The sequence below is a fragment of the Streptomyces sp. NPDC087270 genome, assembly GCF_044744625.1.
Lineage (GTDB): Bacteria > Actinomycetota > Actinomycetes > Streptomycetales > Streptomycetaceae > Actinacidiphila.
Map to the genome: position 1 here is coordinate 285,132 of NZ_JBIUYR010000005.1, position 26,344 is coordinate 311,475.

The window sequence follows — 26,344 nt, forward strand, 5'->3', positions numbered from 1 at the left end:
CGTTTCGCGATGTCCGGCCACGGCACACCGCGCCCCGTGAATATCCGAACACCCTTGCCCATCAGCAGGTTTGAAGCCGACTCCAGGAGGAGCGAGCCGGTCGGGGAGAGCGCCGCCGGCGCCTCGCGCAGCCGCGCACGAAGGAGCCCGCACGCCTGGCACGCGCCAGGAGAGCGTCACGGCGACCGCACACGTTCGGCACCGTGGCGACCGGGTTTCTCCATCGTTGTAAAGGCGCCCGCCGGACCCGGCGCACCGGCCGCGACCTGCGGTCGGCGACCGCGAAAGCCGTGCCGCACCCCTTGACCCGCGACAGTACGGCGATGCGAGAATCCGTGAGTTCCTGGTTGGTTCTGTTCAATGCTGGTCAGTTATGACGCCTCTTCGGGGCGCCATCGGTGCACGCGTCGACGAGAAGGGTCCCACCATGCCGGTCGACCGCAGGTCTTTTCTGATCGCAGGAGCGGCCGGAGCCGCGGCCCCCGCGCTGCCCGGGCTCGCCGCGACCGCGAGCGCCCACACCGACCCGGCGCGGCCGGCCGGCTCGCACTCCGCCCTCCCCCGCACCGTCGACCTCGCGGACGGCTGGCGCTTCGCGCTGGTGAACCCGGCCGGCATCACCGACCCCACCGGCTCCTACGCCGACGCCGCCGACCCCGGCTACGACGACTCCCGCTGGCGGGCCGTCCGCGTCCCGCACGACTGGAGCATCGAGCAGACCCCCACCACCGCCGACAACACCTCCGGCGGCACCGGCTTCCTGCCCGGCGGACTCGGCTGGTACCGCAGGTCGTTCACCCTGCCGGCCGCCGTCAAGGGCCGCCGCGTCTCGGTCGAGTTCGACGGCGTCTACATGGACAGCTCCGTCTACTGCAACGGCACCCTGGTCGGCTCCCACCCTTACGGCTACACCGGGTTCGCCTACGACCTCACCGACCTGCTGCACACCGACGGCCGCACGGCCAACGTGATCGCGGTCCAGGTCCGCAACCAACTGCCCAGCAGCCGCTGGTACTCGGGCAGCGGTATCTACCGCAACGCCCGGCTGGTCGTCACCGACCCGGTGCACGTCGCCCGGCACGGCACCTACGTCACCACGCCCGACCTCGCCGACACGCTGAACCCGAGGCAGGGAAGCGGCTACGCCACCGTGCGCGCCCAGGTCGGCGTCGTCAACGAGACCGGCGGCACCGTCGCCGCCACCGTGGTCAACACCGTCCGGGACCGCCAGGGCCGCCAGGTCGCGCGGGCCAGCTCGCCGCTGACGCTCGCGGCGGCCACCGGCGCGCAGGACGTCACCACGGAACTGCGCGTGGAGCGGCCGCAGTTGTGGTCGTACGCCACTCCGGAGAACCGGTACACCCTGGAGACGGACATCCAGGTGCACGGCGAGACCGTGGACACCGTCACCACCACCTTCGGCGTGCGCCACTTCACCCTCGACCCGGACCACGGCCTGTCCGTCAACGGCGAGCCCACCAAGATCCGCGGCGTGGACCTCCACCACGACCAGGGCGCGCTCGGCGCCGCGATCCACTACGACGCGGTGCTGCGCCAGATGACGATCATGAAGTCCATGGGCGTCAACGCCTTCCGCACCTCCCACAACCCGCCGTCGCCGGAGATGATCCGGGTCTGCGAGGAGCTGGGCATCGTGATGATGGTCGAGGCGTTCGACTGCTGGCGCACCGGCAAGAACACCTACGACTACGGCCGGTTCTTCGACGCCAACAGCGCCGCCGACATCGCGGAGATGGTGTCCGCCGCCCGCAACTCGCCCGCGGTCATGATGTGGTCGATCGGCAACGAGATCCCCGACTCCACCTCCACCGCGGGCCTGGCCATGGCCGACGGGCTGATCGCCGCGATCCGCGCGCTCGACACCACCCGCCCGATCGTCATCGGCTCCGACAAGTACCGCGGCCTGCCGGCGGTCGGCTCCCCCGCCGACCTGATGCTCGCCAAGCTCGACGGCCTCGGCCTCAACTACAACACCGCCGCCTCCGTGGACGCGCTGCACGCCCGCTACCCGCACCTGTTCCTCTTCGAGTCCGAGTCGTCCTCGGAGACCTCGACCCGCGGCACCTACCAGGAGCCGCAGCACCTCAACACCGGCGAGAACCACACCCCCGGCCGGCGGGCCACCTCCTCGTTCGACAACAACCTCGCCTCATGGACCATGAGCGGCGAGTACGGCCTGAAGAAGGACCGCGACCGGGCCTTCTTCGCCGGCGAGTTCCTCTGGTCCGGCACCGACTACATCGGCGAGCCGACGCCGTACGGCGTCTTCCCGGTGAAGGCGTCGTTCTTCGGCGCGGTCGACACGGCCGGCTTCCCGAAGGACATGTACCACCTCTTCCGCAGCCAGTGGACGTCCGAGCCGATGGTGCACCTGCTGCCGATGGACTGGACGGACCACCGGCCGGGCGAGACCGTCGAGGTGTGGGCGTACTCCACCGTGGACACCGTCGAGCTCTACCTCAACGGCCGCTCGCTGGGGGTGCGCCGCTTCGACACCAAGAAGACGGTGGACGGGCGTACCTACCTGGAGACCACCGAGCCGACCGGCGACGACAAGACCGTCACCACCGGCGCCTACCCCGGCAGCTACACCAGCCCGAACGGCAGCGCGGGCAAGCTCCACCTGACCTGGCAGGTGCCGTTCGCCGCCGGCGAACTGAAGGCGGTCGCCCGCAGGAACGGCAAGGTGGTGGCCACCGACGTGCTGCGCACCGCCGGCGAGCCGCACGCCGTCCGGCTCACCCCGGACCGCGCCTCCGCGGTGGCCGACGGCGACTCGCTGGTCTACGTCACCGCCGAAGTGATCGACTCCCACGGCGTGGTGGTGCCCGGCGCCGACCACCTGCTCACCTTCACCGTCTCCGGCGGCTCCCTGGCCGGCCTGGACAACGGGCAGCAGGAGAGCGCCGAGCGCTACCAGGCCACCACCCGCACCGCCTTCCACGGCAAGGCCCTCGCCATCGTGCGCTCCGGCACGAGCGCGGGACACCTCGACGTGACCGCGAGCGCCCCCGGCCTGCACCGCGGCACCACCTCGGTGCGCACCACGCGCGCGCCCGGCGCGGTGGCCGCCACTCCCCCGGTCCGCTTCGTCCCGGACCCCGGCCCCGGCACCCCGTCCTACCCGCTGGCCGACGCGAGCTACTCCGGCTCGCCCTCCTCGCTGCCGGCCGCGATGCTCGACGGCGACCCGGCCACCGGCTGGTCCAACGCCTTCGCCAAGAGCGCCACCGCGCTGCTGCCCGCGTTCAACGGCGCCCGCCCCGCGGACTGGGTCTCGGTCACCTGGGCCACCGCCCGCCGCGTCGACACCGTCTCCGTCTCCTTCACCGTGGACGCGACGCACACGCTGCCGGCCACGGTCACGGTGTCGTACTGGGACGGCGACCGCTGGACCCCGGTGAAGCACCCGGCCGTCTCCTGGGCGAGCGCGAGCGACAGCCCCACGGTCGTCTCCTTCACCGCCGTCCACACCGCGCGGCTGCGGCTGGACCTGACCAGCGCGGCCCCCGGCACGCCCGCCGGCGCGCAGCGCGTCAGCGCGCTGACCGCCACGACGGCCGGGTGAGCGGATGAGCGGATGACCCGGTGGAGCGGCGCTGCTCGGAGTACCCCACGTCATAGTGGAGAGCGCGCCGCTCCACGTACGATCACGCAATGGCTGACATGACCGACACCACGCCCGGCTGGCTGGCTCCCGAGGAACTGGAGCTGGCCCGCGCTCGTATGCCGATCCTCTACGTCGACGCCGTGCCGGTGCGGGTCGACGACAACGGAGAAGTCACCCACATCGGGCTGCTGCTGCGCATCGGACCGGACGGGACGGTCAGCCGCAGCCTCGTCTCCGGGCGGGTGCTGCACCACGAACGGGTGCGGGACGCGCTCGTCCGGCACCTGGAGAAGGACCTCGGGCCGGTCGCGCTGCCGCGGGTGCCCGCCTCGCTCCAGCCGTTCACCGTCGCGGAGTTCTTCCCGACCGAGGGCGTCACGGCCTACCACGACCCGCGGCAGCACGCGGTCTCGCTCGCGTACGTCGTACCGGTGGCGGGTGACTGCCGACCGCGGCAGGACGCGCTGGACCTGGTCTGGTTCACCCCGGAGGAGGCGTCCTCGGCGCAGCTCCAGGAGGAGATGCCAGGCGGCCGCGGCATCCTGCTCAAGCAGGCACTGGCGCACGTCGGCCGCCTGGACTGACCCTGTCCGGCCGCCTGGGCCGGACGGCGCGGTCACCGGGTGGAGAAGGTCACCCGGTGAACCCGGTCACGCGGTCACCCGGTGAAGGTGTCCCCGGTCACGGTGACCTGGCGGCCCTGGGGCGTGCTGGTGGACGTGGTGCTGAGGCAACTGCCCGAGCTCGGGTCGGTGACGGCCGGGAGGCCGCCGGTGTAGTCGGTGCCGCCCTCCGAGCCGACCGGGGCGCCGTAGGTCACGGTGACCTGCTGGCCGCACCCGGCGGTCAGGTAGGGCTCGATGAAGCCGGAGTCGGCGGGCTTGAAGCGGCCCGAGTCGGACGGCAGGCTGAAGCTGCCGATGTGGGTCACGGTCGCGCCGGTCGCCTCGTCCACCACGTCCCCGGTCATGAGCTGGGTGTCCCCGGTGACGCTCGCCCGCTGCAGCACCAGCGCGTACATCGTGCCCTTGGTGTAGGCGAAGCGTGCCGCGCAGCTCACACCGGCCCCGCCGTCCGCGCCGTAGGAGCAGTTGGCGTCGGTCGTGGTGGCCGCGGCGTTGAAGGAGCTGAACACCGCCTGGAGGGTGGGGCGGCCGTCGGCGTCCACCTCCTTCGGCTGGAAGCCGGCGTACGGGCGGGTGCCGCTCTCCAGCGTCGTGTAGTAGGCGAAGTAGATGCCGCCGGCGTCGGGCGCGGACTCGAAGGACATCGGGAGCGTGAGCCGGCTGACCGGGGTCGGTGCGCCCGTGCTCCAGGAAGAGGTGGGCGTCGAGGCCCACGACTGCCCGGTCATGGCGACGCCGAGCAGCGCGGCCGCCCCGGCGACGGTCGCCGAGCGCAGCAGCGTACGGCGCCGGGAGCGGATACGGGTGCGGATACGGGTGGGGGTGGAGGTGCGGGACGCGGCGGGAGCGGGGCGGGAGGAGCCGGGGGAACGCAGGTCGGGTCGCATGTCATCTCCGGTGTGGGGCGGGCCAATGGATGCGGAACGGTGGTTCGGGGTGGGTCGGTTGGGGGCCGGGTCGGTGGCCGAGGGCTCACGTCGGCTGCGGGCGGGGCCGGTCGGGGTGCGCGGGGCCGGGCTGGGTACCCGGGGTGGGGCGAGGGTGCGGCCGGGCCGGTTCGGAGCCGCCGGCCGGGTCGCGGCAGCGGGTGTTCCCGAACCGGCCGCGGCCGTCGGCGAGTCAGGCGGTCAGGCGGTCAGGCGGTCAGGCGGTCAGGCGGTCAGGCGGTCAGGAGTGGACGCGCACCTCGGCCAGGCCGATCCGGGCCGGGCCGGTGCCGGTCGCGGTGATCCGCACGTAGCGGCCCCGGGCGTGCAGGTGGTCCAGGATGCTGGGCCGCAGCGCCTTGCCGCCGAGGTGCACCGTGGTGGCCCGGGCGAAGTCGGGCGTGGCGCTGATCGACACGTCGACGTCGGCGGTGGCCATGGTGGCGTCGTTCCAGATCTCGATCCGGTCGATCGGGCGGACCGCGCCGAGGTCGGTCTGCCACCAGGAGCCGGCGCCGGAGAGCGTGAGCGCGTCGGTGGTGGTGTCGCCGTCGATCGCGTTCGCGGCCGTGGCCGTGCCGTCGGTGGCGGACTGGGTGGCCGTGCCGGCCCGGGCCAGGTCGGCGGGCAGCGGTTCGACGTGCGGGCCGTCGGCGCCCGCCCGGGCGGCGATCGCGGTGGCCTGGGCCGGCAGCGTGTCGAGCCGGGTGTGGTTGCCGGTCGCGACCGAGCCGGTGCCGGCCAGGGCGGGGGCGTCGGTGTCCGTCCAGTTGCCGGTGGCGGTGTTCTGGATGCCGTAGTCCGCCCAGTTGGAGATCCACTTGTAGCCGAGGCGGGTCAGGACGTTGTCCGCCACGGTGATGTGGGAGGACTGCTCGTCCAGGTAGATGCCGTTGCCGTCCCGCTCGGTGTTGCCGTACGCGGAGCGGTTGATGTAGTTGCCGGAGATCACCGTGCCCGGCTGGTCGCCTTGGGTGTAGATCGCGCCGCCGTCGTGCTGGCCGTCCTTGACCGTCATGACGTCGGTGATCCGGTTGTCCGTGATGTGGTTGTCGCGCAGCACCGACTGCTGCGCGCCGGGCTGGTTCCAGCCCCATCCGACGGAGACACCGGAGTACGGCAGGTGCTCCAGCGTGTTGTGGTCGACGGTCAGGCCGGCCTCGTAACCGGCCCAGATCCCGGCGGCGTCGGTGTACTCGACTCCCGCGTGGTCGATGGTGTCGTACGCCACCGTGTTGTCGGTGCCGGCGAGTTGAGGCGCCGGGTTCGGGTCGGTGTCGCCGATGTAGAGGGCGCCGGAGGACAGGTCGGTGAAGCGGGAGCGGGTGACCGAGGAGTGCTGGGTGCCGTCCTGGAGCACCGCCCCCGCGCCGCCGAGGTGGGTGAAGTCGGCGCTCTGGACGTGTACGTCGCGGCCGCCGTCGACGGTGAGCGCGGCCGACGGCTTGGTGTAGTAGCGGCCGGACTGGTCGGCGGGGCCGCTCGCTCCGGTGAGGGTGAGGCCGGCCTGGGTGCCCGCGTACCCGTCCGCGGTGTCCGGCTGGTGGTAGGCGGCGTAGGCGAAGCCGATGCCGGTCAGGTCCAGGTCGTGCGCGTGGTCGAGGACCGCGAGCTGCTCGGTGGCGGGGGTGACGGCCTGGTCGCGGCGCATGTCCTGCCCGGGCAGCGGCAGGTAGGTGACCGTGCGGGCCGCCGAGTTCCAGACGAACTCGCCCGGCGTGTCGAGGAGTTCGGGTGCGTTCTGGAACCAGGCGACGCCCGTGTAGCGGGTGGAGTCCACCGTGGTGGTGTCCCAGGAGGGGCCGGTGCGGCCGGTGCCGCTGGAGGAGTCGGCCCAGCACGGCTGCGCGAAGGTCAGCACGTCGCCGCTGACGCCGGTGACCCGGCACTGGTAGTTGCGCCAGCGGACCTTGATGACGGCGGTCACGTCGGTCGGACGGGCCCACCGCGCGATGCCGGTCGCGACGGCTCCGGTCAGGCCGTCCTTCGTCGCGTGGCAGACGCTCGCGGCGCAGGCGGCGCCCCGGGCCGGTGTGGCGCGCCGGCCACCGACGAAGAGCTGGCGGGCCGTCACTCCGGCGGGCACGGCGGCGGTCCAGGTGCCGTCGTGGTTCCTCGTCCAGCCGGTCAGGGTGCGGCCGCCGGACAGCACGGGGTGCGCACCGGGTGCGGCGGCCCAGGTGACGGTGTGCCCGTCGCGGCCGGAGTCGTCCGGGCCGAGCGTCAGGGGCGCGGTCAACGGGTAGGTGCCGCCGCGCAGTTCGACCCGCACGTCCCGGTCCATGCCGCCGGCGATGTCGGCGCGGACCTTGGCCCGCGCGCCGTCCAGGGAGCAGGGGCGCGCACGGTCGCAGACGTCGCCGCTGCCGGTGGGCGCGGCCTGGTAGACGGTCGGGCCGGGCCGCGCGGCCGACGCGGACGAGGTGGCGGACGCGGCGCCGGCGGGCAGCACGGTGGCGGCCAGCGCGGCGGCGGCGAGTACGGCGGTGCGGATGGTCGGCTTCACGCGCTCACGCTCCAGTCGGGGTGGCCCGGCATCGGGGGGTTGACGGCGCCGAAGAGCCAGTCACGCAGGAAGGGGTCGAGGGAGGAGTCCCCGGTGACCTGCACGGCGTGCCGGATGAAGTCCTCGCTCGACGCGTTGGAGTTCCTGAAGCGCTCCGGCCACAGCCGCATGATCCGGTCGAACCGCGCCTGGCCGGCCCGCATCCGCAGGGCGTAGAGCACGAGCGCGCCGCCGTCGTAGATGTTGGTGCCGCCGAGCGCGTTCGGCAGCCCGGGCGGGCCGTCGGCGGCACGGACGGCGTTCAGCGACCCGTAGGTCTTCCGCATCGCGTCCGCCAGCACCGACCAGCCGCGCTCCTCGCTGTAGAGGGCCGCGTAGTACGTCGCCGGGCCCTCGTTGAGCCATGCCTGCTGCCAGTCGCGCGGCGTGACCGAGTCGCCCCACCACTGGTGGGTCAGCTCGTGCACCATCGTGTTCTCCCACGTCGGGTTGCCGTCCGCGTTGGGCTTGAACCAGTTGGTGCCAAACAGGCTCAGCGTCTGGTTCTCCAGGGCGTCGGTGTAGCCGCCGTAGATGTGCAGGCCGTACAGCGAGAACGGGAAGCGCCCGAACTTCGCCTCCAGCCAGGCGAGATGGTCCGCCGTCCGCGCCACCACCGGGGCGTAGGTGTCCTCCTCGCCCTGCGGGACGACGTGGCGCAGCGGCAGCCCGGTGTGGCTCGCGCCGTACAGGTAGGTGCCCTTGACGACGGCGATCCCGCACAGTTCGGTGGGCATCGGCTCGCGCAGCGCGAAGTGCCAGACCGCCGAGCCGTCCGAGCGTGGCGTCCTGCGCAGCAACTCGCCGTTGGCGGTGGCGACATAGCCCTCGGGGGCGCTGAGGTGGAAGGTCCACGCGGCCTTGTCGGAGGGGGTGTCGTTGCAGGGGAAGAAGGTGTCGGCGCGTGACGCCTGGGCGGCGCAGGCGAAGCCGCCGTCGGCGCCGAACACCCAGCCGCTGAGGCCGGACCGGTGGTCCTTGCCGTTGCCGTGGTAGCGGACCTCGACGGTGAACGGGGCCCCGTCGTGCAGCGGCCGGGCGGGGGTGACGGTCAGCTCCTGGCCGCTCTGCCCGAGCGAGAGCGCCCATGCCGCGTCCCGCCCGTCCACGGTCACCCGGTCGATGGTGTGCCCGTCGGTGTCGAGGTTGAACGCCGACAGGTCCTGGGTGGCCAGCGCGCGCATCGCCACGACGCCGGTGAAGTCGTAGCTGACCGGGGTGAAGTCGAAGGTCAGGTCGTAGTGCGTGACCCGGTAGCCGCCGTTGCCGAGGGTCGGGAAGAGCGGGTCGCCGACACCGGGCGCGCCCGGCTCGGGATCGAAGCGGTGGGTGGCGGACGCGGCCGACGCGGGGGCGGCGCCGGCCACGGCGACCGTCCCGGCGGCGACGGCGCCGACCGCGCCGGCCCGCAGGACGGTCCGGCGGCCGGGGGCGGTCGGGGCGGTCGCGGCGGCGGGGTCGGTTCGGGTACCGCGGGGGGCGGGCTCGTCGCTGGGCAGTCTCACTTCTTCGCCCCCGTCTGCGCGGCCTCCTGGAACTCGGTCCTGGCCTTCTCGCCGCCCGCGGCGAGGTAGTTCTTCGTCAGCGTTCCGTACCAGGACATCGGCTTGCGGCCGGTGATCAGGTCCGCGACACCGTCGCCGAGCAGCGTGAGCAGGCTGCCGTAGCCCTTGGAGTCCCAGGTCGGCGAGGAGTAGCCGAGGGTGGGGTCGGGCGCCATCATCGGGATGAGGGTCGCGTACGCGTCGTGGCTGTAGCGCACGCCCTGCTCGGAGGTCGCGCTGAAGACCGCGGGCACCGCCGAGCCGAAGAACTTCCAGGGCACCGCGACGTCGGAGGTGCCCTTCGTGGTGAGCACGGGGTTGCCGCGGGCGTCCCTGGTGAAGTCGGTGCCCTCGACGCCGTAGTTGATGAGCGTGTACTCCACGCTGCCGAACGGCGAGGCGGCGAAGTCGGCGAAGGCCAGCAGCTGCCGCACCCGGTCACCGGACGCCTTCTTCAGGTGCACGTTCTGCAGCGAGACGTTGTCCATCCAGGAGACCGCGGTCTTGCCGAACGGCACCATCGGCCGCGGGTCGAAGCTCTTGTCGACGGCCTTCATGGCGTCGACGTAGCCGGTGCTGGGGGTGAGGTAGGAGGGCATGCCGTCGTAGACGTAGGCGGCCTTGCCGTTCATGAACATGTCGGTGTACTTGGCCTTCTGGGAGCCCGACATGCCGATCGAGCCCGGGTAGAAGCAGCCCGCCTTGTACAGCGTGCGCAGCGTCTCGACCGCCGTACGGAACTCGTCGGTCTCCAGCTGGTGGGTGAACTTCCCCGTCCCGGCGTCCATCCGCCAGTCCTTCGGCGAACCGGTGCTCATCGCCACCAGGTTGGTGGCGCCGGCCATGATGGCGTACTGGTCCTTCGAGGGGCGGGTCAGCTCCTTGCACACCTTCACGAACGCGTCCGGGTCGGCGATCTCGCGCGGGTCGGTGACGCCGACCTCGGCGAACAGGTCGTGCCGGTAGAAGCCGGCGCCGCCGGTGCCCATCCGGGAGATCGGCACGCCGTACAGCCGGCCGCCGAAGATGGCGCCCTGCCACGCGGCCTTGGGGATCGCCGCGAGGTTCGGGTAGGCGCTGACCTTGTCGCCGGCCAGGTACGGGGTGAGGTCCGCGCAGGTGGCGGCGAGGAAGGCGGCCTTGTCGTCCACCCCGCCGGTCTCCGGGTACTCGAAGATGTCCGGCAGGCTGCCGCCGGCCACCATGGTCGAGAACTTCGTCGGGTAGTCGTCGGTGGGCACCGCGGTGACGTCGACCTCGGCGCCGAGCAGCTTCTCGATCTGCTGCCAGGCCGCGTTCTTCCCCCGGCCGGGCGGCGGCGGCATGAACGTCTCCGAGGTGGCCCGCACCGACTTGGCGCCCGCCAGCGGGGCGCCCTTGGTGGCGCGCAGCGGGGTGGCCGGATAGCGGTAGAAGCCCTGCGGGACGCCGGCCGCGGTGCCCGGCAGGTCGGGCTTGAGGCCGATGTCGCGGACGGTGGTGGCGGGCAGCAGGTCGGCGGCCTTCGCCGACGCCTTCGCGGTGCTCCCGCCGTCACCGCACGCGCTGAGCACGGGGGACGCGGCGAGGCCCAGGCCGACGCCGATGGCGGAGCGCAGCAGCGCTCTGCGGCCGAGGGAGGGGATGGCGGAACGGGACATGGCTCTCCTTGCCAGGAGTGGGGCAGGGTGCTGCAGGACGAGGCGGGCGGGGCTCAGCCCTTGACGGCGCCGGTGAGCACGCCCTTGGTGAAGTAGCGCTGGAGGAAGGGGTAGACGAGCAGGATCGGCACCACCGCGATGACGAGCACCGCCATCTGCACGGCCTCCTGCGGTGCCACGGTCTCGCCGGCCGCGGCGCCGCTCAGGCTCTGGCCCTGGAGCACATAGCTGCGCAGCACCATCGGCAGCGGCCACTTCGTGGAGTCGTCGAGGTAGAGCAGGGCGTTGAAGAACGCGTTCCAGTACGTCACCGCGTAGAAGAGGCTGACCACCGCGATGACGGCCTTGGACAGCGGGAGCACGATGCTGACCAGGATGCGCAGGTCGCCGGCGCCGTCGATGCGGGCCGCGTCGAGCAGTTCGGCCGGCAGGTTCATGAAGAAGGCCCGCAGCACCACCAGGTTGAAGGCGCTCATCAGCGTCGGCATCACCAGCGAGGCGTAGGTGTTGTACAGCCCGAGGTTCTTCACCAGCAGGAAGTTCGGGATGATGCCGGCGTTGAACAACATCGTGACCAGCGCCGTCATCAGGATGAGCCGGGAGCCGGTCACCTCGCGCCGGGACAGGCCGTACGCCATGCCGATGGTGAAGAGCAGGCTGACGAAGGTGCCGACGACGGTGACGCCGATGCTGACGAACAGGGCGCGCAGCACCACGCCGCCGGTGAAGACGGTGCGGTAGGCGGCCAGCGTCGGGTGGGCCGGCCACAGCACCAGTCCGGAGCTCTTGATGATGTCGGACTGGGAGGCGAAGCTGGTCGCGATGATGCCGATCATCGGATAGGCGACGGCGGCCACCACCAGGACCAGGATCAGCGCCTTGCCCCAGCGCCCGATCAGGCTCGGCCGTTCCATCCACGGCGGCCGCCCCTCGGGCGCGGCGGCCCGGCGGCGGGCGTCGCGGCGGGCCTTGCGCAGCGCCTTCGCCCTGCTCCCGGCCGTGCCGGACTCCTCCCGGCCGGGGAGGGATCGCGTGACGTCGGTGGAATCAGCGGTCAGCACCGCGGTACACCCCCTCATGGCCCAGCCGGTGGGCGAACTTGTTGGCGCCGACCACCAGAACGGTGCCGACGACGGCCTTGACCAGGCCGACCGCGGCCGCGACGCCCCAGTCGTTGTCCTGGATGCCGTGGTAGTAGACGTAGGTGTCGAGCACCTCGCCCGCGTCCGGTCCCACCGCGTCGCGCTGGAGCAGGATCTGCTCGAACCCGACGGACAGCAGGTTGCCGAGGTTGAGGATCAGCAGCAGCACGATCACCGACGAGATGCCCGGCAGCGTGACGTGCCACAGCCGCCGCCAGGGCCCGGCGCCGTCGATGGCCGCCGACTCGTACAGCCCGCGGTCGATGCTGAGCAGCGCGGCGAGGATGATGATCGTGCCCCAGCCGGCGTCCTTCCAGATCGACTCCAAGGTGAGCAGCCACGGGAAGGCGTGCGGGTCGGACATCATGTCGTAGCGCGGCAGGCCCACCTTGCCGAGCAGGTGCGGCAGCAACCCCGCGCCGCCGAGCACCTGTTGGAAGATCGAGACGATGATGATCCAGCCGATGAAGTGCGGCAGGTAGACCACGCTCTGCACGAACCGGCGCACCTTGCTGCTCATCACGCTGTTGAGCAGCAGCGCGAGCGCGATCGGCACCGGGAAGAAGAACACCAGCTGGATGACCGCGATCTCCACGGTGTTGCGGGTCGCGGACCAGAACGCCGGCTGGGAGAAGGCCGTCGAGAAGTTGGCCAGTCCCGTCCAGGTGCTGTGCATGTAGCCCAGGTAGGGCTCGTAGTGCTGGAACGCCACGACGTAGCCGAGCAGCGGCACGTAGTGGAAGACCACGAAGTACAGCAGGCCCGGCAGGGTCAGCAGCAGCATCACCTTGTCCCGCTTGAGCCGTTGCCACAGGGACGGCCGGTACACCGGCGGGCCGGCGGACGCGGCGCGCTCGCGCCGTCCGCTGCGCGGTGGACCTGTTGCGGTGTCAGCCATACGACGGGGTTCCTCTTCGACGGGGTGGCGCAGGGGTCGCCTCGGGCGGCGCCGGGGGTGTGATCGGATGTCTTCTGCTGCGAGAAAGTAGTAAGCGATTACGTCCAGCGTCAATAGTCTTCGTGAAAAGTCTGTGTTTCACGGCCGTGCGGCAGCCGGTTTCGCGAGCCACGAAACCCGTGGTCAGGCCGTATGTGCGGGCGTGACCAGCGGTGTTGGGCACCAGGAGGTTTCTTGACGGCCGCCCGGCCGAGTGCCTAGCGTGCTCTCGTCCGTAGTACACGTTTACTGTCCGGAGGCAGGGTGCGTAGCATCGATGAAGCGTCGGCTGGTCCCGCAGCGGAGGCCGGCGATCCACCGAGGCGGCCGCGCGCGCTGTTGACGATGAGCCCCGGCGCGGTCGACAACGTCTTCCCGCCGGCCGTGCGGCGCCGCCTGGCGGAAGTCGCCGACCTGCGCCGCCCGCACCCGGTGGACGACTTCTCCTCCGCCGCCGTGGCGGCCGAACTGGCCGACGTCGAGGTGCTGGTGACCGGCTGGGGCTGCCCCCCGGTGGACGCGGCGGTGCTGCGGCGGGCGCCCCGGCTGCGCGCGGTCATCCACGCCGCCGGCACGGTGCGCACCTTCCTGTCACCCGAGGTCTTCGACCGCGACATCGTCGTCTCCTCGGCCGCGGCCGCCAACGCCGTACCGGTCGCCGAGTTCACGCTGGCGGCGATCATCCTGGGCGCCAAGCGGGTCATGCCGCTCGCCCGGCTCTTCCAGCACCGCCGCACCCACCGCACCGCGGCCGACCTCGACGGCCAGCACTGGCTCGGCACCCACGGCCTGACCATCGGGGTGATCGGCGCCTCGCGCACCGGCCGCCGGGTGATCGAACTGCTGCTGCGCACCCTGGACGCCCAGGTGCTGCTCTACGACCCGTACCTGCGCGACGGCGAGGCCGAACTGCTGGGCGCGCGGCGGACCGACCTGGACACCCTGGTGGCCGACAGCGACGTGGTGACCGTGCACGCGCCCCAGACGCCGGCCACCCGCCACCTGCTCGACGCCCGGCGGCTGGCCCTGATGCGGCCGGGCGCCCTGCTGGTGAACACCGCGCGCGGCGCGCTGGTCGACATCGACGCGCTCACCGAACACCTGGTCAGCGGCCGGCTGGACGCGGTCCTGGACGTCACCGAGCCCGAACCGCTCCCCCCGCAGCACCCGTTGTGGACCCTGCCGAACGTCTTCCTGACGCCCCATCTGGCCGGCGCCCAGGGCAACGAGGCGGCCCGGCTCGGATCGCTGGCCGTGGACGAACTCGTCCGCTACACACGGCGCGAGCCGCTGCTGCACCAGGTGCGGCAGGCCAGCTGGGAGTATCTGGCATGACGGCGGCCGACCCGGTCGGGGAGAGGTGGCGCGAGGCCGCACCGCCAGACCATAGGCTCAGCGGAACGAGACGGCGGGCAGAGGGCGGCACGATGCGTCGGGCAGGTACGACATCCCAGGACGCGCGACGGCGCGCGACAGTCACCGACGTGGCACGGCACGCAGGTGTCTCCACGGCCACGGTGTCACGGGTCATGAACCGCAACTACCCGGTGGCCGCGGCCACCCGGGAGCGGGTCGAGGCGTCCATGCGCGAACTCGGCTACGTCGTCAACGCGCACGCCCGCGCGCTCGCCGGGGTCTCGGCCCGCACCGTCGGCATCGTGGTCAACGAGGTGATCGACCCGTTCTACGCCTACATCGCGCGCGGCGTGGAGCGGGAGGCGGCCAGTGGCGACCGGCTGTGCCTGGTCTGCTGCACGCAGGGCGACCCGCAGCGCGAGCTGGCCTTCATCGAACTGCTCCACCAGCGCCGCGCGGACGCGGTGATCCTGGTCGGCGGCAGCGTGCAGGACCGCGGCTACGTCGCCGAACTGGAGCGCCGGGCGAGCGCGTTGCACGCCGACGGCAGCAAACTGGTGCTGTGCGGGCGGCCGGGCATCGGCGAGCGGGCCCCGACCGCGCAGGTGGAGTACGACAACGAGGGCGGCGCCTTCGCCATCACCGACCACCTGCTCACCCAGGGCCACCGGCGGATTCTCTACCTCGGCGGCCCACCGCGGCTGTCCACCAGCCGCGACCGGCTGGCCGGCCACCGCCGGGCGCTGAAGGCCCGGGGCGTCGAAGCCGACCCCGAACTGGTCCAGCACGGCCCGTTCAGCCGCTCCTTCGGCCACCACCGGATGGCCGAACTGCTCGACGGGGGGCCGGACTTCACCGCCGTCTTCGCGGCCAACGACATCGTGGCGGCCGGCGCCGCCCAGGCGCTCGAAGAGGCGGGCGTGCGGGTGCCGAAGGACGTCTCGCTGGTCGGCTACGACGACATCCCGGTCGCCCAGGAACTGCGTCCGCGGCTCACCACCGTGCACGTCCCGCTGGAGGAGATGGGCCGCCAGGCGGTCCGGCTCGCCCTCGCCGGCGGCGACGAGGACGACTGGCGCGAGCAGCCGAGCGGCGTCGTGCGGCTCGGCACGCACATCGTGGTCCGTGACTCGGTGGCACCGCCCGGCGGCGGCAGCCGGGCCCACCGGGTGTGAGCGTTTACTAGCCGCCTCAGCCCGCTTGCCATAGTAAAAGACAGTAACTTCCCGGGCGTTCTTGCGCTCACATAGCAATCGCTTACATGCTGTCCGGCATCCGCTGAACGCTTCCACGCCTCATCTCAGCAGAGGAGTTCGCATGCGCTCGGACCTCCCCCCCTCGCGATCGCACGCAAGCCGGCGCACCGTCCTCGCCGGGCTCGCCGGCGCCGGCGCGGCCGCGGTGCTCGGCCCGCTCACCCCCGCACCCGCCGTCGCCGCCGACGACCCCTTCGAGAGCCTGCTCGCCCGTGCCGAGACCCTGATCACCGGCGGGGACATCGACCCGGACGACCCCGACTTCGCCACCGCGCTGCGCACGCTGGACAGTTCGGCCGGCGGACTGTGGAGCACACTCGACCGCTCGGCGGACCGGACCGTGCTGTGGCCGGACTTCGCCCCCGTCACCGACCCCGACATGTTCGCGCAGTGCTACACGGCCCTGCGGACCCTCGCCGTCGCCTGGGCCACCCCGGGCACCTCGCTGACCGGCAGCCAGGACGTCGCGGACACCCTGCTCGCCGCACTGCGGTTCCTGCGCGAGCGGGCGTACGACCCGGCCCGCGCGGAGACCGGCAACTGGTACCAGTGGGAGATCGGCTCGCCGCGCGCGCTGCTCGACACGTGCGTGCTGCTGCGTGCGCGGCTCACCCCGGACGACCTCGCGGCCCATCTGGCGGCCGTCGACCACTTCGTCCCGAACCCCGACCGCCGCACCAACAGCCCCACGCTCTCCGAGACCGGCGCGAACCGGGCGGACAAGTCCGTCATCGTCGCGCTGAGCGGCCTGCTGAGCCGCGACGCGGACCGGCTGGTCCTCGCCCGCGACGGCCTGTCCGACGTCCGGGACGCGGGGAAGGACAGCCTGTTCCAGTACGTGGCCGCGGGCGACGGCTTCTACCAGGACGGGTCGTTCGTCCAGCACGACGTCTTCGCCTACACCGGGTCCTACGGCAGCGTGCTCCTGAACAGCGCGTCCTACCTGCTCGCCCTGCTCGGCGACTCCGACTGGCAGATCACCGACCCGGCCGTCTCGGTGCTCTACGACGCGGTGGAACGGACCTTCGCGCCGTTCGTCCTGGACGGCCTGATGATGGACCCGGTGCGCGGCCGGGCCATCTCCCGTGAGTACTCCCAGGACTTCAACGCCGGCGCCGACGCCGTGTCCGGCATCCTGCTGCTGGCCGAGCGGGCGCCCGCGGACCGCGCCGCGACCTGGCGCGCGCTGGTGAAGGGGTGGATCAGCCGCGGCCAGGACCACCCGTTCCCCCGGTCGGCGACGATCCCGGCGATCGTACGGGCCAAGGCGCTGACCGCCGACCGCGGCCTCGTGCCGACCGGCCCGGCCGCCGCCCACACGGTCATGGCCGACATGGACCGCGTGGTGCACCGCCGCCCGACCTGGTCCTTCGCGCTCGCCCTGTCCTCGCGCCGGATCGCCCGCTACGAGGCGGGCAACGGCGAGAACCTGCACGGCTGGTACACCGGCGACGGCATGGCCTACCTCTACACCGACGGCGACCGCGGCCAGTTCGCGGACGGCTTCTGGCCGACCGTGAACTCCTACCGCCTGCCGGGCACCACGGTGGACACCCGGCCCCGCGCCGACCTGCAAAGCAGCGGCACCTCCGGCGACCTTCCGGCCAACGCGGTCGCGGGCGGCGCCGTCCTCGCCGGCCGCTACGGCGCCGCCGCCATGGAACTGGCCGCCGAGGGCAGCACCCTGCGGGCCAGGAAGGCGTGGTTCTGCCTCGACGACGCGGTCGTCGCGCTGGGCACCGGCATCACCGCGAGCGACGGCCGGAGGATCGAGACCGTGCTGGAGAACCGCCGGCTCCCGTCCGGCGCCTCCCGCCGGCTGCTGGTCGACGGGGTGCCGCAGCCGGAACGGGACGGCTGGCAGCGTGACTTCGACCACGTCCGCTGGGCGCACCTGGAGGGGGTGGGCGGCTACGTCCTGCCCTCGGGGGCGGCCCTGCGCGCGCTGCGCGAGGAACGTACCGGCACCTGGCACGACCTGGACGTCGGCGGCACCACCTACGGAAGCACCACTCCCGTCACCAACCGCTACGCCACCTTGTGGTTCGACCACGGCGTGTCACCCGCGGGCGCGACCTACGCGTACGTGCTGCTGCCGGGGGCCGACGCCGCACGGACGGCCGCCTGGTCACTGGCCCGGCCGGTGCGGGTGCTGTCCAACCTCCCCGCGCTGCAGGCGATCGAGGATCGCACGGCCGGGCTGCTGTCGGCCCACTTCTGGTCGGCCGGCGAGGTCGCCGGGCTGGCCTGCGACGGGCCCGGCAGCGTACTGGTGCGGCGCCGGGGGACGCGGGTGTCCGTGGCGGTGGCGGACAGCGGCCGCTCCGCCGAGTCGCTGACCGTCACGCTGCCGTTCCCGGTCGGCGATGTGCTGCGGGCGGACGACACGGTGACCGTCACCACGGGACGGCGCCCGGTGCTCCACGTGCGGGTGGGAGGGTCACGGGGGCACACCCACAGCGCAGAGCTGACCTGAGCACCACCGCGACGCGCCGCGCCGTGCGCGCCGGACGGCGGACACGGCGCGGCGTACGACAAGACCACCCGGCGCAGCAGACAGAGAAGAAGAGAAGACAGGACCCCCGCATGCCCGCTCCGTTCCTCCCGCTCCCGCCGACCGACCGGGTGCTGTCGCCCCGCACCGGCTGGACCCGCGCCCACTGGGAAGCGGTCGCCGACCATCTGCTGGACTCCGTCGTGCCGTTCGCCACCCCGGACTTCGCGCAGTACCGGCTGCCGGGGCGCAACTCCTGGTCGGGCGTGGTCTGCGACGGCCTCGAAGGGTACGCCCGGACCTTCCTGCTGGCCGCCTTCCGGATCGCCGGGGCGGGCGGCGCGGTGGACGGGCACCTGATCGAGCGGTACGCGCGGGGACTCGCGGCCGGCACGGACCCCTCCTCCGGCGAGGCGTGGCCGGTGCTCACCGACTGCTCGCAGCAGATGGTGGAGGCGGCCTCGATCGCGGTCGGCCTGCACGAGACCCGGCCCTGGATCTGGGACCGGCTGGACACCGCGGTCCAGCAGCGGGTGGTCGACTGGTTCTCCGGGTTCGTCGGCGGCCGCACCTGGGACAACAACTGGCGGCTGTTCCAGGTCGTCTCCGAGCAGTTCCTCGCCTCGGTCGGCGCGCCGTTCAGCCAGAGCGACATCGACGGCGGGCTGGACCGTATCGAGGACTGGTACCTGGGAGACGGCTGGTACACCGACGGCGACGGCCGCAACTTCGACTACTACGGCGGCTGGGCGATGCACCTGTACCCGCTGCTGTGGGCGCGCATCGCCGGCGCGGAGGACGGCGGGCGGGCCCGGGAGTACCGCGAGCGGCTGGGCCGGTTCCTCGCGGACTACCCGCACTTCTTCGGCGGCGACGGCGCCCCGGTCCACCAGGGGCGGTCCCTCGCCTACCGGTTCGCGGCGACCGCGCCGGTGTGGATGGGGGCGCTCGCGGACTGCTCGCCACTGGCCCCCGGGCTTACCCGGCGGCTCGCGTCGGGCGCGGTGCGGCACTTCGTGGAGCGCGGCGCGCCGGACGAGCGCGGCCTGCTCACCCTCGGCTGGCACCGCACGTTCCTGCCCGCCACCCAGCCGTACTCCGGGCCCGCCTCGCCGTACTGGGCGAGCAAGGGCTTCCTCGGGCTGCTGCTGCCCGCCGACCACCCGGTGTGGACCGCGCGCGAGGCTGCGCTGCCGGTCGAGGAGTCCGACCACTGCACGGCGCTGCCGGTCCCCGGCTGGCTGCTGCACGGCACCCGGCACGACGGCATCGTCCGGCTGGTCAACCACGGCAGCGACCACAACCCGCTCACCGGCCCGGCCCAGGACGACCCGCACTACGCCAAGTTCGGCTACTCCACCGCGACCGCGCCCGAGTCGGCGCAGCACGCGTGGGAGCGCGCCGTGGACGGCCACCTGGCCCTCCTCGCGCCCGACGGCACGGCGTCCCGCCGGGTGCGCATCCACCCGCTGCACTGCGACGGGCGGACCGCCGCCTCCCGCCACGACGCCCTGCTCCCCGGCAGCGACGAGGCGGTGCCGATCGAGTCGGCCAGTGTCCTGCACGGCCCGTGGGAGGTCCGCGTGCACCGCGTCGGCGGCGCGCGGCACGCGGCCGTACGGGAAGGCGGCTACGCGGTCGCCGACGCCGAGCCGCCTTACGTCGAGACCGGTCCGGGCTGGGCGCTCGCCCGCACCGCGAACGGCCTCACCAGCGCGGTGATCGCCCTGTACGGCTGGGACGAGCAGGCCGCGGTCGCCCGCGAGGTCGCCGCGAACGCGTTCGGCTCGCACTCGGCGACGCCGTATCTCTCGCGCGCGGCACGCCCTGAGGGCACAGGCGCGGGCGCGGGTGCGGGCGGGAACGGGGACGAGGGCGCGGGTGCGGACGCGGGTGCGCCGGGAGGTCAGGGTGCGGGTGCGGGTGCGGACGCGGGTGCGGGTGCGGGGGTCCACGTCACCCTGGTCGTCCTCTCGCAGGACACCGTCGACCCCGGGGCACTGCGGCAGGCGATCCGCTGCGAGGTGCGGGGGGACCGGGTCCGGCTGAGCTTCCCCGGCGCCGACCCCGTCGAGGTCCCCACGCGGTCGTGACGGTCCCCCGCCGTCACGCAAGACGCGCGGGCCGCACCGGAGTTGGCGGCGGGCCGGGGTCAGGAGACGGCCGGGGTCGGAAGACGGCCGGGGCCAGGTGGCGGCCGGACCCGGTCAGGTGGCGGAGTGCGGTGTCCGGAGGGCCGGGGACGGTCCTGCGGCGGTGTCGCGGTCCGCGACCCACCGCACCAGCCCGGCCGCGTCGATGCCGTAGGGCGCCCGGTCCCCGTACGGGGCGAGCCCCTTCGCGGCGCGCTCCAGGAGGGCTGCGGCGCCACGGCTGTTGCCCCGGGCGGCATGGGTGAGGCCGACCGCCAGTTGGGCCAGGGCCCGCCACAGGGCGCGCTCGTCGGTCGGCGCGGCCTTCCACATGTCCTCCAGCACCTCGTGGGCGTGGAAGGGCATGCCGTCGTCGAGAAGGCGCTGGGCTTCGTCCAGGGTCTGCCGGGGCGTGCGGAGGATTCCCTCCGGCTGGCGCTCCACGCCCTGCGCGCCGTAGGGCAGCGGGCGCCCGAGGCCGTCGCGCGGCCGGCTGTTGCGCGCCCGGCCGTCGACGTCCCGGTCACGCCCGGAACGCCCTTGCGCCGCGCCTGAGTCGGTGGCCTGCTCCCGGCGGTCGGGCCTGCCGTGCGGCGCCTCGTCCACCGGCTCGGGGACCGCGCCGCAGCGCTCGCAAAGCGCGGCGGCCGGCGTGGTGCGGACGGCTCCGCACCGGTCACAGACGCCGTGCGTCCGGTCGGCCGGGGCTCCGTCCTGCGGCGTGTGGTCCATCCGGCAATTGTGCCGCGCGGTGGCGCGCGGGTGGGTCAGCGGCCCGCCGTCCGGAGCGACCGGCTCGGTGGGTGCCGCGGAAGCGGTGCGGGAGGGGCGGTACGGGAAGGGCGGTGCCGGAGGGGGCGCCGGAGAGGCGGTGCCTCGGAGCCGGGGAGATCCGCCGACGCGTACCCGGTCCGCGCTGCTCACCGGCCCCGTCTGTTGAGGGCCTGCACACGGGCGATGAGCCCGGCGAAGGTGAACGGCCCGTCCGCGTGGCCGTCGGTGCCGAGTCCGGTGCCGAAACCCGGGCCGGTGCCGAAGCCGAGGCCCGGGCTGCCGGCGCGCTCGTCGCACGCGACCGTCGCGAGAGGTCTGTGGTCGTGTCTGTGGTCCTCCGCAGTTCTTACGCTCATGGCCACACCCTGACATCCGTCAGGTCACGATGGCATAAAGGTCCGGGCGAAGTGGCCGCTCTCCCCTTATGTGGGGCTCATCCCCGCACCCTGGCGAGGAGTTGGCCGTGCTCGGGGTAGGGGCGCTCCGCCGGCAGCAGGTGCCGGGCGGCTTCCAGTTCCCCGTTCCGCACGTGGGCGTGGACCTCGTGCGCGAGCGCGGTGACATCGGTGACGGCGACCGTCCACTCGTCGGCGTAGCGGCGCGCGGCGTCGCCCGCGAGGCCGAGTTGCAGCGAACGGTGCGGCAACGGCCGCAGGTGCAGGTCGCGTTCGGGGTCCCACTGGACCCGGGCCGGGGCCCGCTTGAGCTCGCGCTTCCAGGCGTCGTGGTCGGGGTGGAGCGCGGGGTCGTAGTGGGCCAGGCAGGCGTGCTCCAGGGCCCATTCGAAGCCGTCGCGGGTGATCTCGACCGCGAGCACGGTCTCCTGGCCCTCCTTGGTGCCCCACCCGCAGCGGTACATCATCCACAGGAAGGACGGCTTGATCCACGTCATACGGTCCCGCTTCCAGGCCGCGGGGAATCGCCCGTGCCGGACGGCCGGTCCGCCGATCTCCGGCGCGTACGCCTGGTAGACGGTCACCGTCGAGGCCGTGTGCACGGCGCGGATCTGCTGTCGGGGTATGTCCACGCTGCCCAGCCTCGGCGTTCGGAATCGCGGGCGCCACCCTTTTACGTACGGGTACGGGTACGGGTACGAGTACGGAGCAACGGACGAGGTCCGGACGAAGCGGTCAACTCCCGCGCGCCCGCAGGCGGCGCAGCATGCGGGGGTCGTCGAAGCCGACCGCGCGGGCGGCGGCCTCGACCGTGGCGCCGTGGCCGATGAGGTGCTCGGCGCGTTCGAGGCGGAGGGCCTGCTGGTAGCGCAGCGGGGTGAGCCCGCCGGTGGCGTGGGTGAACAGTCGGGTGAGGGTGCGCTCGCTCACCCCCACGGCCCCGGCCAGGACCGGCAGCGGCAACGGCTCGGCGAACCTCGCGTCGAGCACGTCCTGGGCGCGGTGCACGGCGTCGTCGAGGTGGGAGCGGTATCTGAACATGGCGCTGGCCTGCGGTTCGTGGCCGTTGCGCCGCGTGTGCAGCACCATGTCCCGCGCCACTTGGGCGGCGACGGCGGGCCCGTGCCGGCCAGCGACCAGGTGCAGGGCCAGGTCGATGCCGCTGGCGATGCCGGCCGAGGTGACCACCCGGTCGTCGGCGGTGTAGAGGACGTCGCGGACCACCACGGCCGCGGGGTGCCGGCGGGCCAGCTCGTCCTGCACCTCGTGGTGGGTGGTGCAGCGGCGCCCGTCGAGCAGCCCGGCCCGGCCGAGCGCCTCCGCGCCCACGCACACGCCGGCCACCGTCCCGCCCCCGGCGTGGTGGTCCCGCAGCGCGCGCAGGGCGGCCGCGCCGATGGCGGGGCCGCCCACCCCGACGCCGGTACGAGGCCCCGCCGCCGGGACGGACACCCGCCAGCCGGGCACCACGATCAGGTCCTCCGGGCCGAGGCGGGGCCACTCGGTGCCGGCCACCACCGGCAGCCCCTGAGCGGTCGGGACCACCGGCCGCTCGGCGACGTAGACGAGCGTGCTGGGATGCCCGAAGTCCGCGGCCGTGGAGAAGACCTGCGCGGGTCCGGCCAGGTCGAGCAGATGGACCCCGGGCACCAGGAAGAAGACGACGCGGCTCACGATCCGGCCATCATGCCGAACGCCCGCCCACCGCCGCACCCGCGGGTGTGCCCGCCGCCGCGCCCGAGGACGGAGCCGCACCCGCGGGTGTGCCCGCCGCCGGGTCCGAGCGCTCGGCCCCCGTGCCCGAGCGTTCGGCCGCTTCCTCCAACTGCTCGACGGTCGCGATGGTGGCGAAGCGTCCGGCGAGCGCGTACTCGGTGCGGCTGATGACCTCCTCGGCGCTCAACGTCCGCGGGTCCGCGAGCAGTTCGGCGACGCTCTGCCCCGCGGGCGCGTCGCGGTGCGGGATGGGGTTGGTGGCGGTGGCGTCGACGACGAAGGTGACCTGGTAGCCGAGGTCGCTCGCGACCCGGGTGGTGGTCTCCACGCACTGCTCGGTGCGGATGCCGCAGACGGTCAGCTCGCGCACGCCGTGCCGGGTGAGGAGCTGTTGCAGGTTGGTGGTGGTGAAGGCGTTGTGCGAGGTCTTGTGGAGCAGCGGTTCGGCGTCCAGGCGCCGCAGCTCCCCCATCAGCCGGACGTGTCCCAGCGCCGGGTCGAACGTGTCGCCGCTGCCAGGCTCGGTGTGCAGCACCCACACCACCAGGTCCCCGGCCCGCCGGGCGAGCCGGACCAGCCGGTCCACCCGCTCGGCGATCCTCGGGTCGGAGATGGACTGCCACAGCGGGCGGGCGCGGAAGGACTCCTGGACGTCGATGACGATCAGTGCTCGGGTCATGCCCCGAGCCTGACGGCCGCGCCGCGGACGGCGACAGGCCCCATCGGGTCCGGATGCGGACGGATCAGGTCACCGGGTCCGGGCGGTCCGGTCCTCGGCGGCTCCCGGTGCAGGGCCACAGGGCGGGCTGCGGCGCGGGGGCGGTGCCGTGCGGGTTGCGGTGCGGTGCGGGTGCGGGTGCGCTACGGTCCGCCGCAGTGCGGTCCGCTTCTCTACGGCCCGCTTCGCTACGGCCCGCTTCGGTGCGCTACGGCCGGAGGAACCCGTCGATCCGCTCGCGCAGCCCGGCCGCGTCCAGCCCGTGCGCGGCGATGTGGTCCCGCGGGGACCCGTAGCGGCGCAACTCCTCGCGCCGCGTGCCCAGCGACAGCACCCGGTGCGGCACGTCCGCCAGCGCCCGGCCGGCGAAGTCCGCCGAGGTGCCCGCGAGGTACGGCTCGACCAGCACCAGGTCGGGCGCCGCCGCACGCGCCACCGCCTCGCGCACCGTGGCCGCGTCGAACGGCCGTACCGTCGAGGCGTACAGCACGGTCACGTCGCGGCCGCTGGTCGCCTCCAGCACCGCGTCCAGCATCGGCCCGACCGCCAGCACCACGCCGGCGCGGCCCTCGCGCACCACCTGGAACCGTCCCGGGGAGACCGGCTGCGGCGCGAGGTTCGTCTGGTCGCTGAGCCGGACGTACACGAGGTTGTCCCCGTCGGCCGCGGCGTGCCGCAGCAGCGCCTCGGCCTCGTCCGGATGCCCGGGCACGTGCACCGTCCACCCGTCGAGGGTGTCCAGCAGCGCGACGTCGCCCGGGCTCTGGTGGGTGCGTCCGCCGGCCGCGATGTCGTACGAGGCGCCCGCGCTCACGAGCACCGCGCCGACGCCCTGGTGGTTCAGGTCCAGTTTCACCTGCTCGAAGGGGCGCTCCACCAGGAAGCTCGCGAAGGTGTGCACGAGGGGGCGCAGGCCGGTCAGCGCCATGCCGCCGGCCACGCTGACCAGGAGCTGCTCCCGGATGCCGACGTCGATCACGCGGTCCGGGTGCGCCTTGGCGGCGTCCTTGAAGCGGTCGCCGGAGATCACGGCGAGCACGACCGCGAGGCGCGGGTCCTCGTCGAGAAGGCGGCCGGCGACCGTGCCGAAACGGTCACGCATGGTGTCCATGGGGTGCTCCGAGAAGTGGGGTGGGGTGGGGAAGGGGGTTGCGGCTGTCCGGCCGGCGGACCGGGCGGCGGACCGTACGGGCGGCGGACCGTATGGGCGGCGGGCTCAGTCCTTGGGCTCCACCCGGGCGACCACCGCGTGCGGGCGGCCCGGGTGCGGCGCGGTGAACGCCTCGTACAGCGCGTCGTGGTCCCGCCCGTCCACGGTCAGCGCGGACCAGCCCTCCATGGTGAAGCGGGCGGCGAGCCCGCCCGGCCAGCCGTAGGTCGCGGACTGGTTGTCCACGGCGACCACGTGCAGTTGCTCCAGGCCCATCGCCCCGGCGAACTGCAGCGCCTCGTGGTTGCTGCCCTCGTCCATCTCCGCGTCGCCGACCAGCGCCCACACCGCCGGATCGGTCAGCCCCTGCGCCCGCAGGCCCAGCGCGCTGCCCACCGCCAGCGGCAGCCCGTGCCCGAGCGAGCCCGAGCCGATCTCCACGCCCGGCACCAGGGTCCGGTCCGGGTGGTGGCCGAGCGGCGAGTCGTATCCCCCGAAGCCGGTCAGCCACGCGCGCGGCACGAAGCCCTTCGCGGCGAGCACCGCGTAGTACGCCATCGGGCCGTGGCCCTTCGACAGCAGGAAACGGTCCCGCTCGGGGTCGTCGGCGCTCTCCGGGGAGACCCGCAGCACCCGGTCGTACAGCACCCACAGCGCATCGAGGGTGGAGGTGGCCGCGGGGCCGTGCTTCTCGTCGCCGCTCATCAGCGACATCAGCGGGTGGAGGTCCTGGTAGCCGTACGGTCGCCCGTCCGGGTGGCCGGCGACCGCCTGTGCGGCGGCTCTCGTCGTCGTCATACCCCGACTGTGCAACTTCAAGTCCGCTTGAAGTCAAGCGCTACCCTGGACGCCGTGAGCCTCTCCACCCGCGACCGCCTGACCATCGGCGAACTGGCCGCCCGCAGCGGCAACGCCACCTCCGCGCTGCGCTACTACGAGGAGATCGGCCTCATCCAGGCCGAGCGCACCTCCGGCGGCCAGCGCCGCTACCGCCGCGCCACCCTGCGCCGGCTGGCCTTCGTCCGCGCCGCCCAGCGGATCGGGCTGAGCCTGGAGGAGGTCCGCGACGCCCTCGCGCACCTGCCCGTCGACCACGTGCCCACCTCCGCCGACTGGAGCCGGGTGGCCCGCACCTGGCAGCGCCGGATCGACGCGCAGATCGCCGAGCTCCAGCGGCTCAAGGAGCAGCTCACCGGTTGCGTCGGCTGCGGCTGCCTGTCCCTGACCCGCTGCGGGCTGTACAACCCGGACGACACGGCAGCGCACCAGGGGCCCGGCGCCCGCTATCTGCTGGGCGACAGTCCCCCGGCGCGCTGAACCCCCGCTCGCCCCGGCCCCCTCCCCCGGGGCGCGTCCTCGTAT

At 73.3% G+C, this 26,344-nt stretch carries 19 protein-coding genes and 1 pseudogene; 7 read left to right on the top strand and 13 right to left on the bottom strand.

Annotated elements, in window-relative coordinates:
- Window positions 1–427 precede the first annotated feature (427 nt).
- On the top strand, window positions 428–3,589 hold the full coding sequence (locus ACIPAE_RS12670) for a glycoside hydrolase family 2 TIM barrel-domain containing protein (protein WP_402445050.1): 3,162 nt from the start codon (window positions 428–430) through the stop codon (window positions 3,587–3,589).
- A gap of 98 nt (window positions 3,590–3,687) precedes the next feature.
- Window positions 3,688–4,215, top strand: coding sequence for an NUDIX hydrolase family protein (locus tag ACIPAE_RS12675; RefSeq protein ID WP_366410944.1), 528 nt, complete (start codon window positions 3,688–3,690; stop codon window positions 4,213–4,215).
- A gap of 74 nt (window positions 4,216–4,289) precedes the next feature.
- On the opposite strand, the gene ACIPAE_RS12680 is transcribed toward ACIPAE_RS12675, so the two are convergent.
- The 6 genes from ACIPAE_RS12680 to ACIPAE_RS12705 form a co-directional block, all read right to left on the bottom strand.
- Window positions 4,290–5,144 (bottom strand): hypothetical protein, encoded by an 855-nt coding sequence (locus ACIPAE_RS12680; RefSeq protein WP_402444836.1) that lies wholly within the window; start codon window positions 5,142–5,144, stop codon window positions 4,290–4,292.
- A gap of 280 nt (window positions 5,145–5,424) precedes the next feature.
- The gene (locus ACIPAE_RS12685; protein ID WP_402444838.1) at window positions 5,425–7,689 is read right to left on the bottom strand and encodes a right-handed parallel beta-helix repeat-containing protein; all 2,265 of its coding nucleotides are present in this window, start codon (window positions 7,687–7,689) and stop codon (window positions 5,425–5,427) included.
- Entirely contained in the window at window positions 7,686–9,233 is a 1,548-nt protein-coding gene (locus tag ACIPAE_RS12690) for a M1 family metallopeptidase (RefSeq protein ID WP_402444840.1), read from the bottom strand. The genes ACIPAE_RS12685 and ACIPAE_RS12690 overlap by 4 nt, the downstream gene beginning before the upstream one ends.
- Window positions 9,230–10,912, bottom strand: a complete 1,683-nt coding sequence (locus ACIPAE_RS12695; protein ID WP_366410908.1) for an extracellular solute-binding protein — start codon at window positions 10,910–10,912, stop codon at window positions 9,230–9,232. The genes ACIPAE_RS12690 and ACIPAE_RS12695 overlap by 4 nt, the downstream gene beginning before the upstream one ends.
- Before the next feature lie 53 nt (window positions 10,913–10,965).
- Complete coding sequence (locus ACIPAE_RS12700; protein ID WP_329373731.1) at window positions 10,966–11,826, bottom strand: carbohydrate ABC transporter permease; 861 nt, start codon at window positions 11,824–11,826, stop codon at window positions 10,966–10,968.
- Between the two features lie 133 nt (window positions 11,827–11,959).
- On the bottom strand, window positions 11,960–12,952 hold the full coding sequence (locus tag ACIPAE_RS12705) for an ABC transporter permease subunit (protein ID WP_328471644.1): 993 nt from the start codon (window positions 12,950–12,952) through the stop codon (window positions 11,960–11,962).
- 384 nt (window positions 12,953–13,336) lie between these two features.
- On the opposite strand from ACIPAE_RS12705, the gene ACIPAE_RS12710 reads away from it, so the two are divergent.
- The 4 genes from ACIPAE_RS12710 to ACIPAE_RS12725 all read left to right on the top strand — a co-directional run bounded on the left by ACIPAE_RS12710 (window position 13,337) and on the right by ACIPAE_RS12725 (window position 20,190).
- Window positions 13,337–14,326: a hydroxyacid dehydrogenase gene (locus tag ACIPAE_RS12710; protein WP_402444843.1), complete on the top strand. Its 990-nt coding sequence runs from the start codon at window positions 13,337–13,339 to the stop codon at window positions 14,324–14,326.
- Window positions 14,327–14,418: 92 nt separating this feature from the next.
- Complete coding sequence (locus ACIPAE_RS12715) at window positions 14,419–15,522, top strand: LacI family DNA-binding transcriptional regulator (protein WP_402444844.1); 1,104 nt, start codon at window positions 14,419–14,421, stop codon at window positions 15,520–15,522.
- Window positions 15,523–15,664: 142 nt separating this feature from the next.
- Window positions 15,665–18,079: a polysaccharide lyase 8 family protein gene (locus ACIPAE_RS12720; protein WP_402444847.1), complete on the top strand. Its 2,415-nt coding sequence runs from the start codon at window positions 15,665–15,667 to the stop codon at window positions 18,077–18,079.
- 110 nt (window positions 18,080–18,189) lie between these two features.
- Window positions 18,190–20,190, top strand: coding sequence for a DUF2264 domain-containing protein (locus tag ACIPAE_RS12725; protein ID WP_402444849.1), 2,001 nt, complete (start codon window positions 18,190–18,192; stop codon window positions 20,188–20,190).
- 114 nt (window positions 20,191–20,304) lie between these two features.
- Here the strand turns inward: ACIPAE_RS12725 and ACIPAE_RS12730 are convergent, their stop codons facing one another.
- The 7 genes and pseudogenes from ACIPAE_RS12730 to ACIPAE_RS12760 form a co-directional block, all read right to left on the bottom strand.
- The gene (locus ACIPAE_RS12730; protein WP_402444850.1) at window positions 20,305–20,961 is read right to left on the bottom strand and encodes a DUF309 domain-containing protein; all 657 of its coding nucleotides are present in this window, start codon (window positions 20,959–20,961) and stop codon (window positions 20,305–20,307) included.
- A gap of 188 nt (window positions 20,962–21,149) precedes the next feature.
- Complete coding sequence (locus tag ACIPAE_RS12735; protein WP_402444852.1) at window positions 21,150–21,359, bottom strand: hypothetical protein; 210 nt, start codon at window positions 21,357–21,359, stop codon at window positions 21,150–21,152.
- Between the two features lie 77 nt (window positions 21,360–21,436).
- Window positions 21,437–22,030 (bottom strand): DUF4291 domain-containing protein, encoded by a 594-nt coding sequence (locus ACIPAE_RS12740; RefSeq protein WP_329362982.1) that lies wholly within the window; start codon window positions 22,028–22,030, stop codon window positions 21,437–21,439.
- 103 nt (window positions 22,031–22,133) lie between these two features.
- A complete protein-coding gene (locus tag ACIPAE_RS12745) occupies window positions 22,134–23,072 on the bottom strand; it encodes a GlxA family transcriptional regulator (RefSeq protein WP_402444854.1) in 939 nt (312 codons plus the stop codon).
- 133 nt (window positions 23,073–23,205) lie between these two features.
- Window positions 23,206–23,793 (bottom strand): annotated as a pseudogene (locus ACIPAE_RS12750) (cysteine hydrolase family protein); the annotation flags it as partial.
- A gap of 247 nt (window positions 23,794–24,040) precedes the next feature.
- A complete protein-coding gene (locus tag ACIPAE_RS12755; RefSeq protein WP_402444856.1) occupies window positions 24,041–24,943 on the bottom strand; it encodes a transketolase family protein in 903 nt (300 codons plus the stop codon).
- Window positions 24,944–25,048: 105 nt separating this feature from the next.
- The gene (locus ACIPAE_RS12760) at window positions 25,049–25,780 is read right to left on the bottom strand and encodes a transketolase (protein WP_402444858.1); all 732 of its coding nucleotides are present in this window, start codon (window positions 25,778–25,780) and stop codon (window positions 25,049–25,051) included.
- Window positions 25,781–25,834: 54 nt separating this feature from the next.
- Between ACIPAE_RS12760 and soxR the strand changes: the two genes are divergently transcribed.
- The gene (gene soxR / locus ACIPAE_RS12765; RefSeq protein WP_329362989.1) at window positions 25,835–26,299 is read left to right on the top strand and encodes a redox-sensitive transcriptional activator SoxR; all 465 of its coding nucleotides are present in this window, start codon (window positions 25,835–25,837) and stop codon (window positions 26,297–26,299) included.
- The last annotated feature ends 45 nt before the right edge of the window (window positions 26,300–26,344 follow it).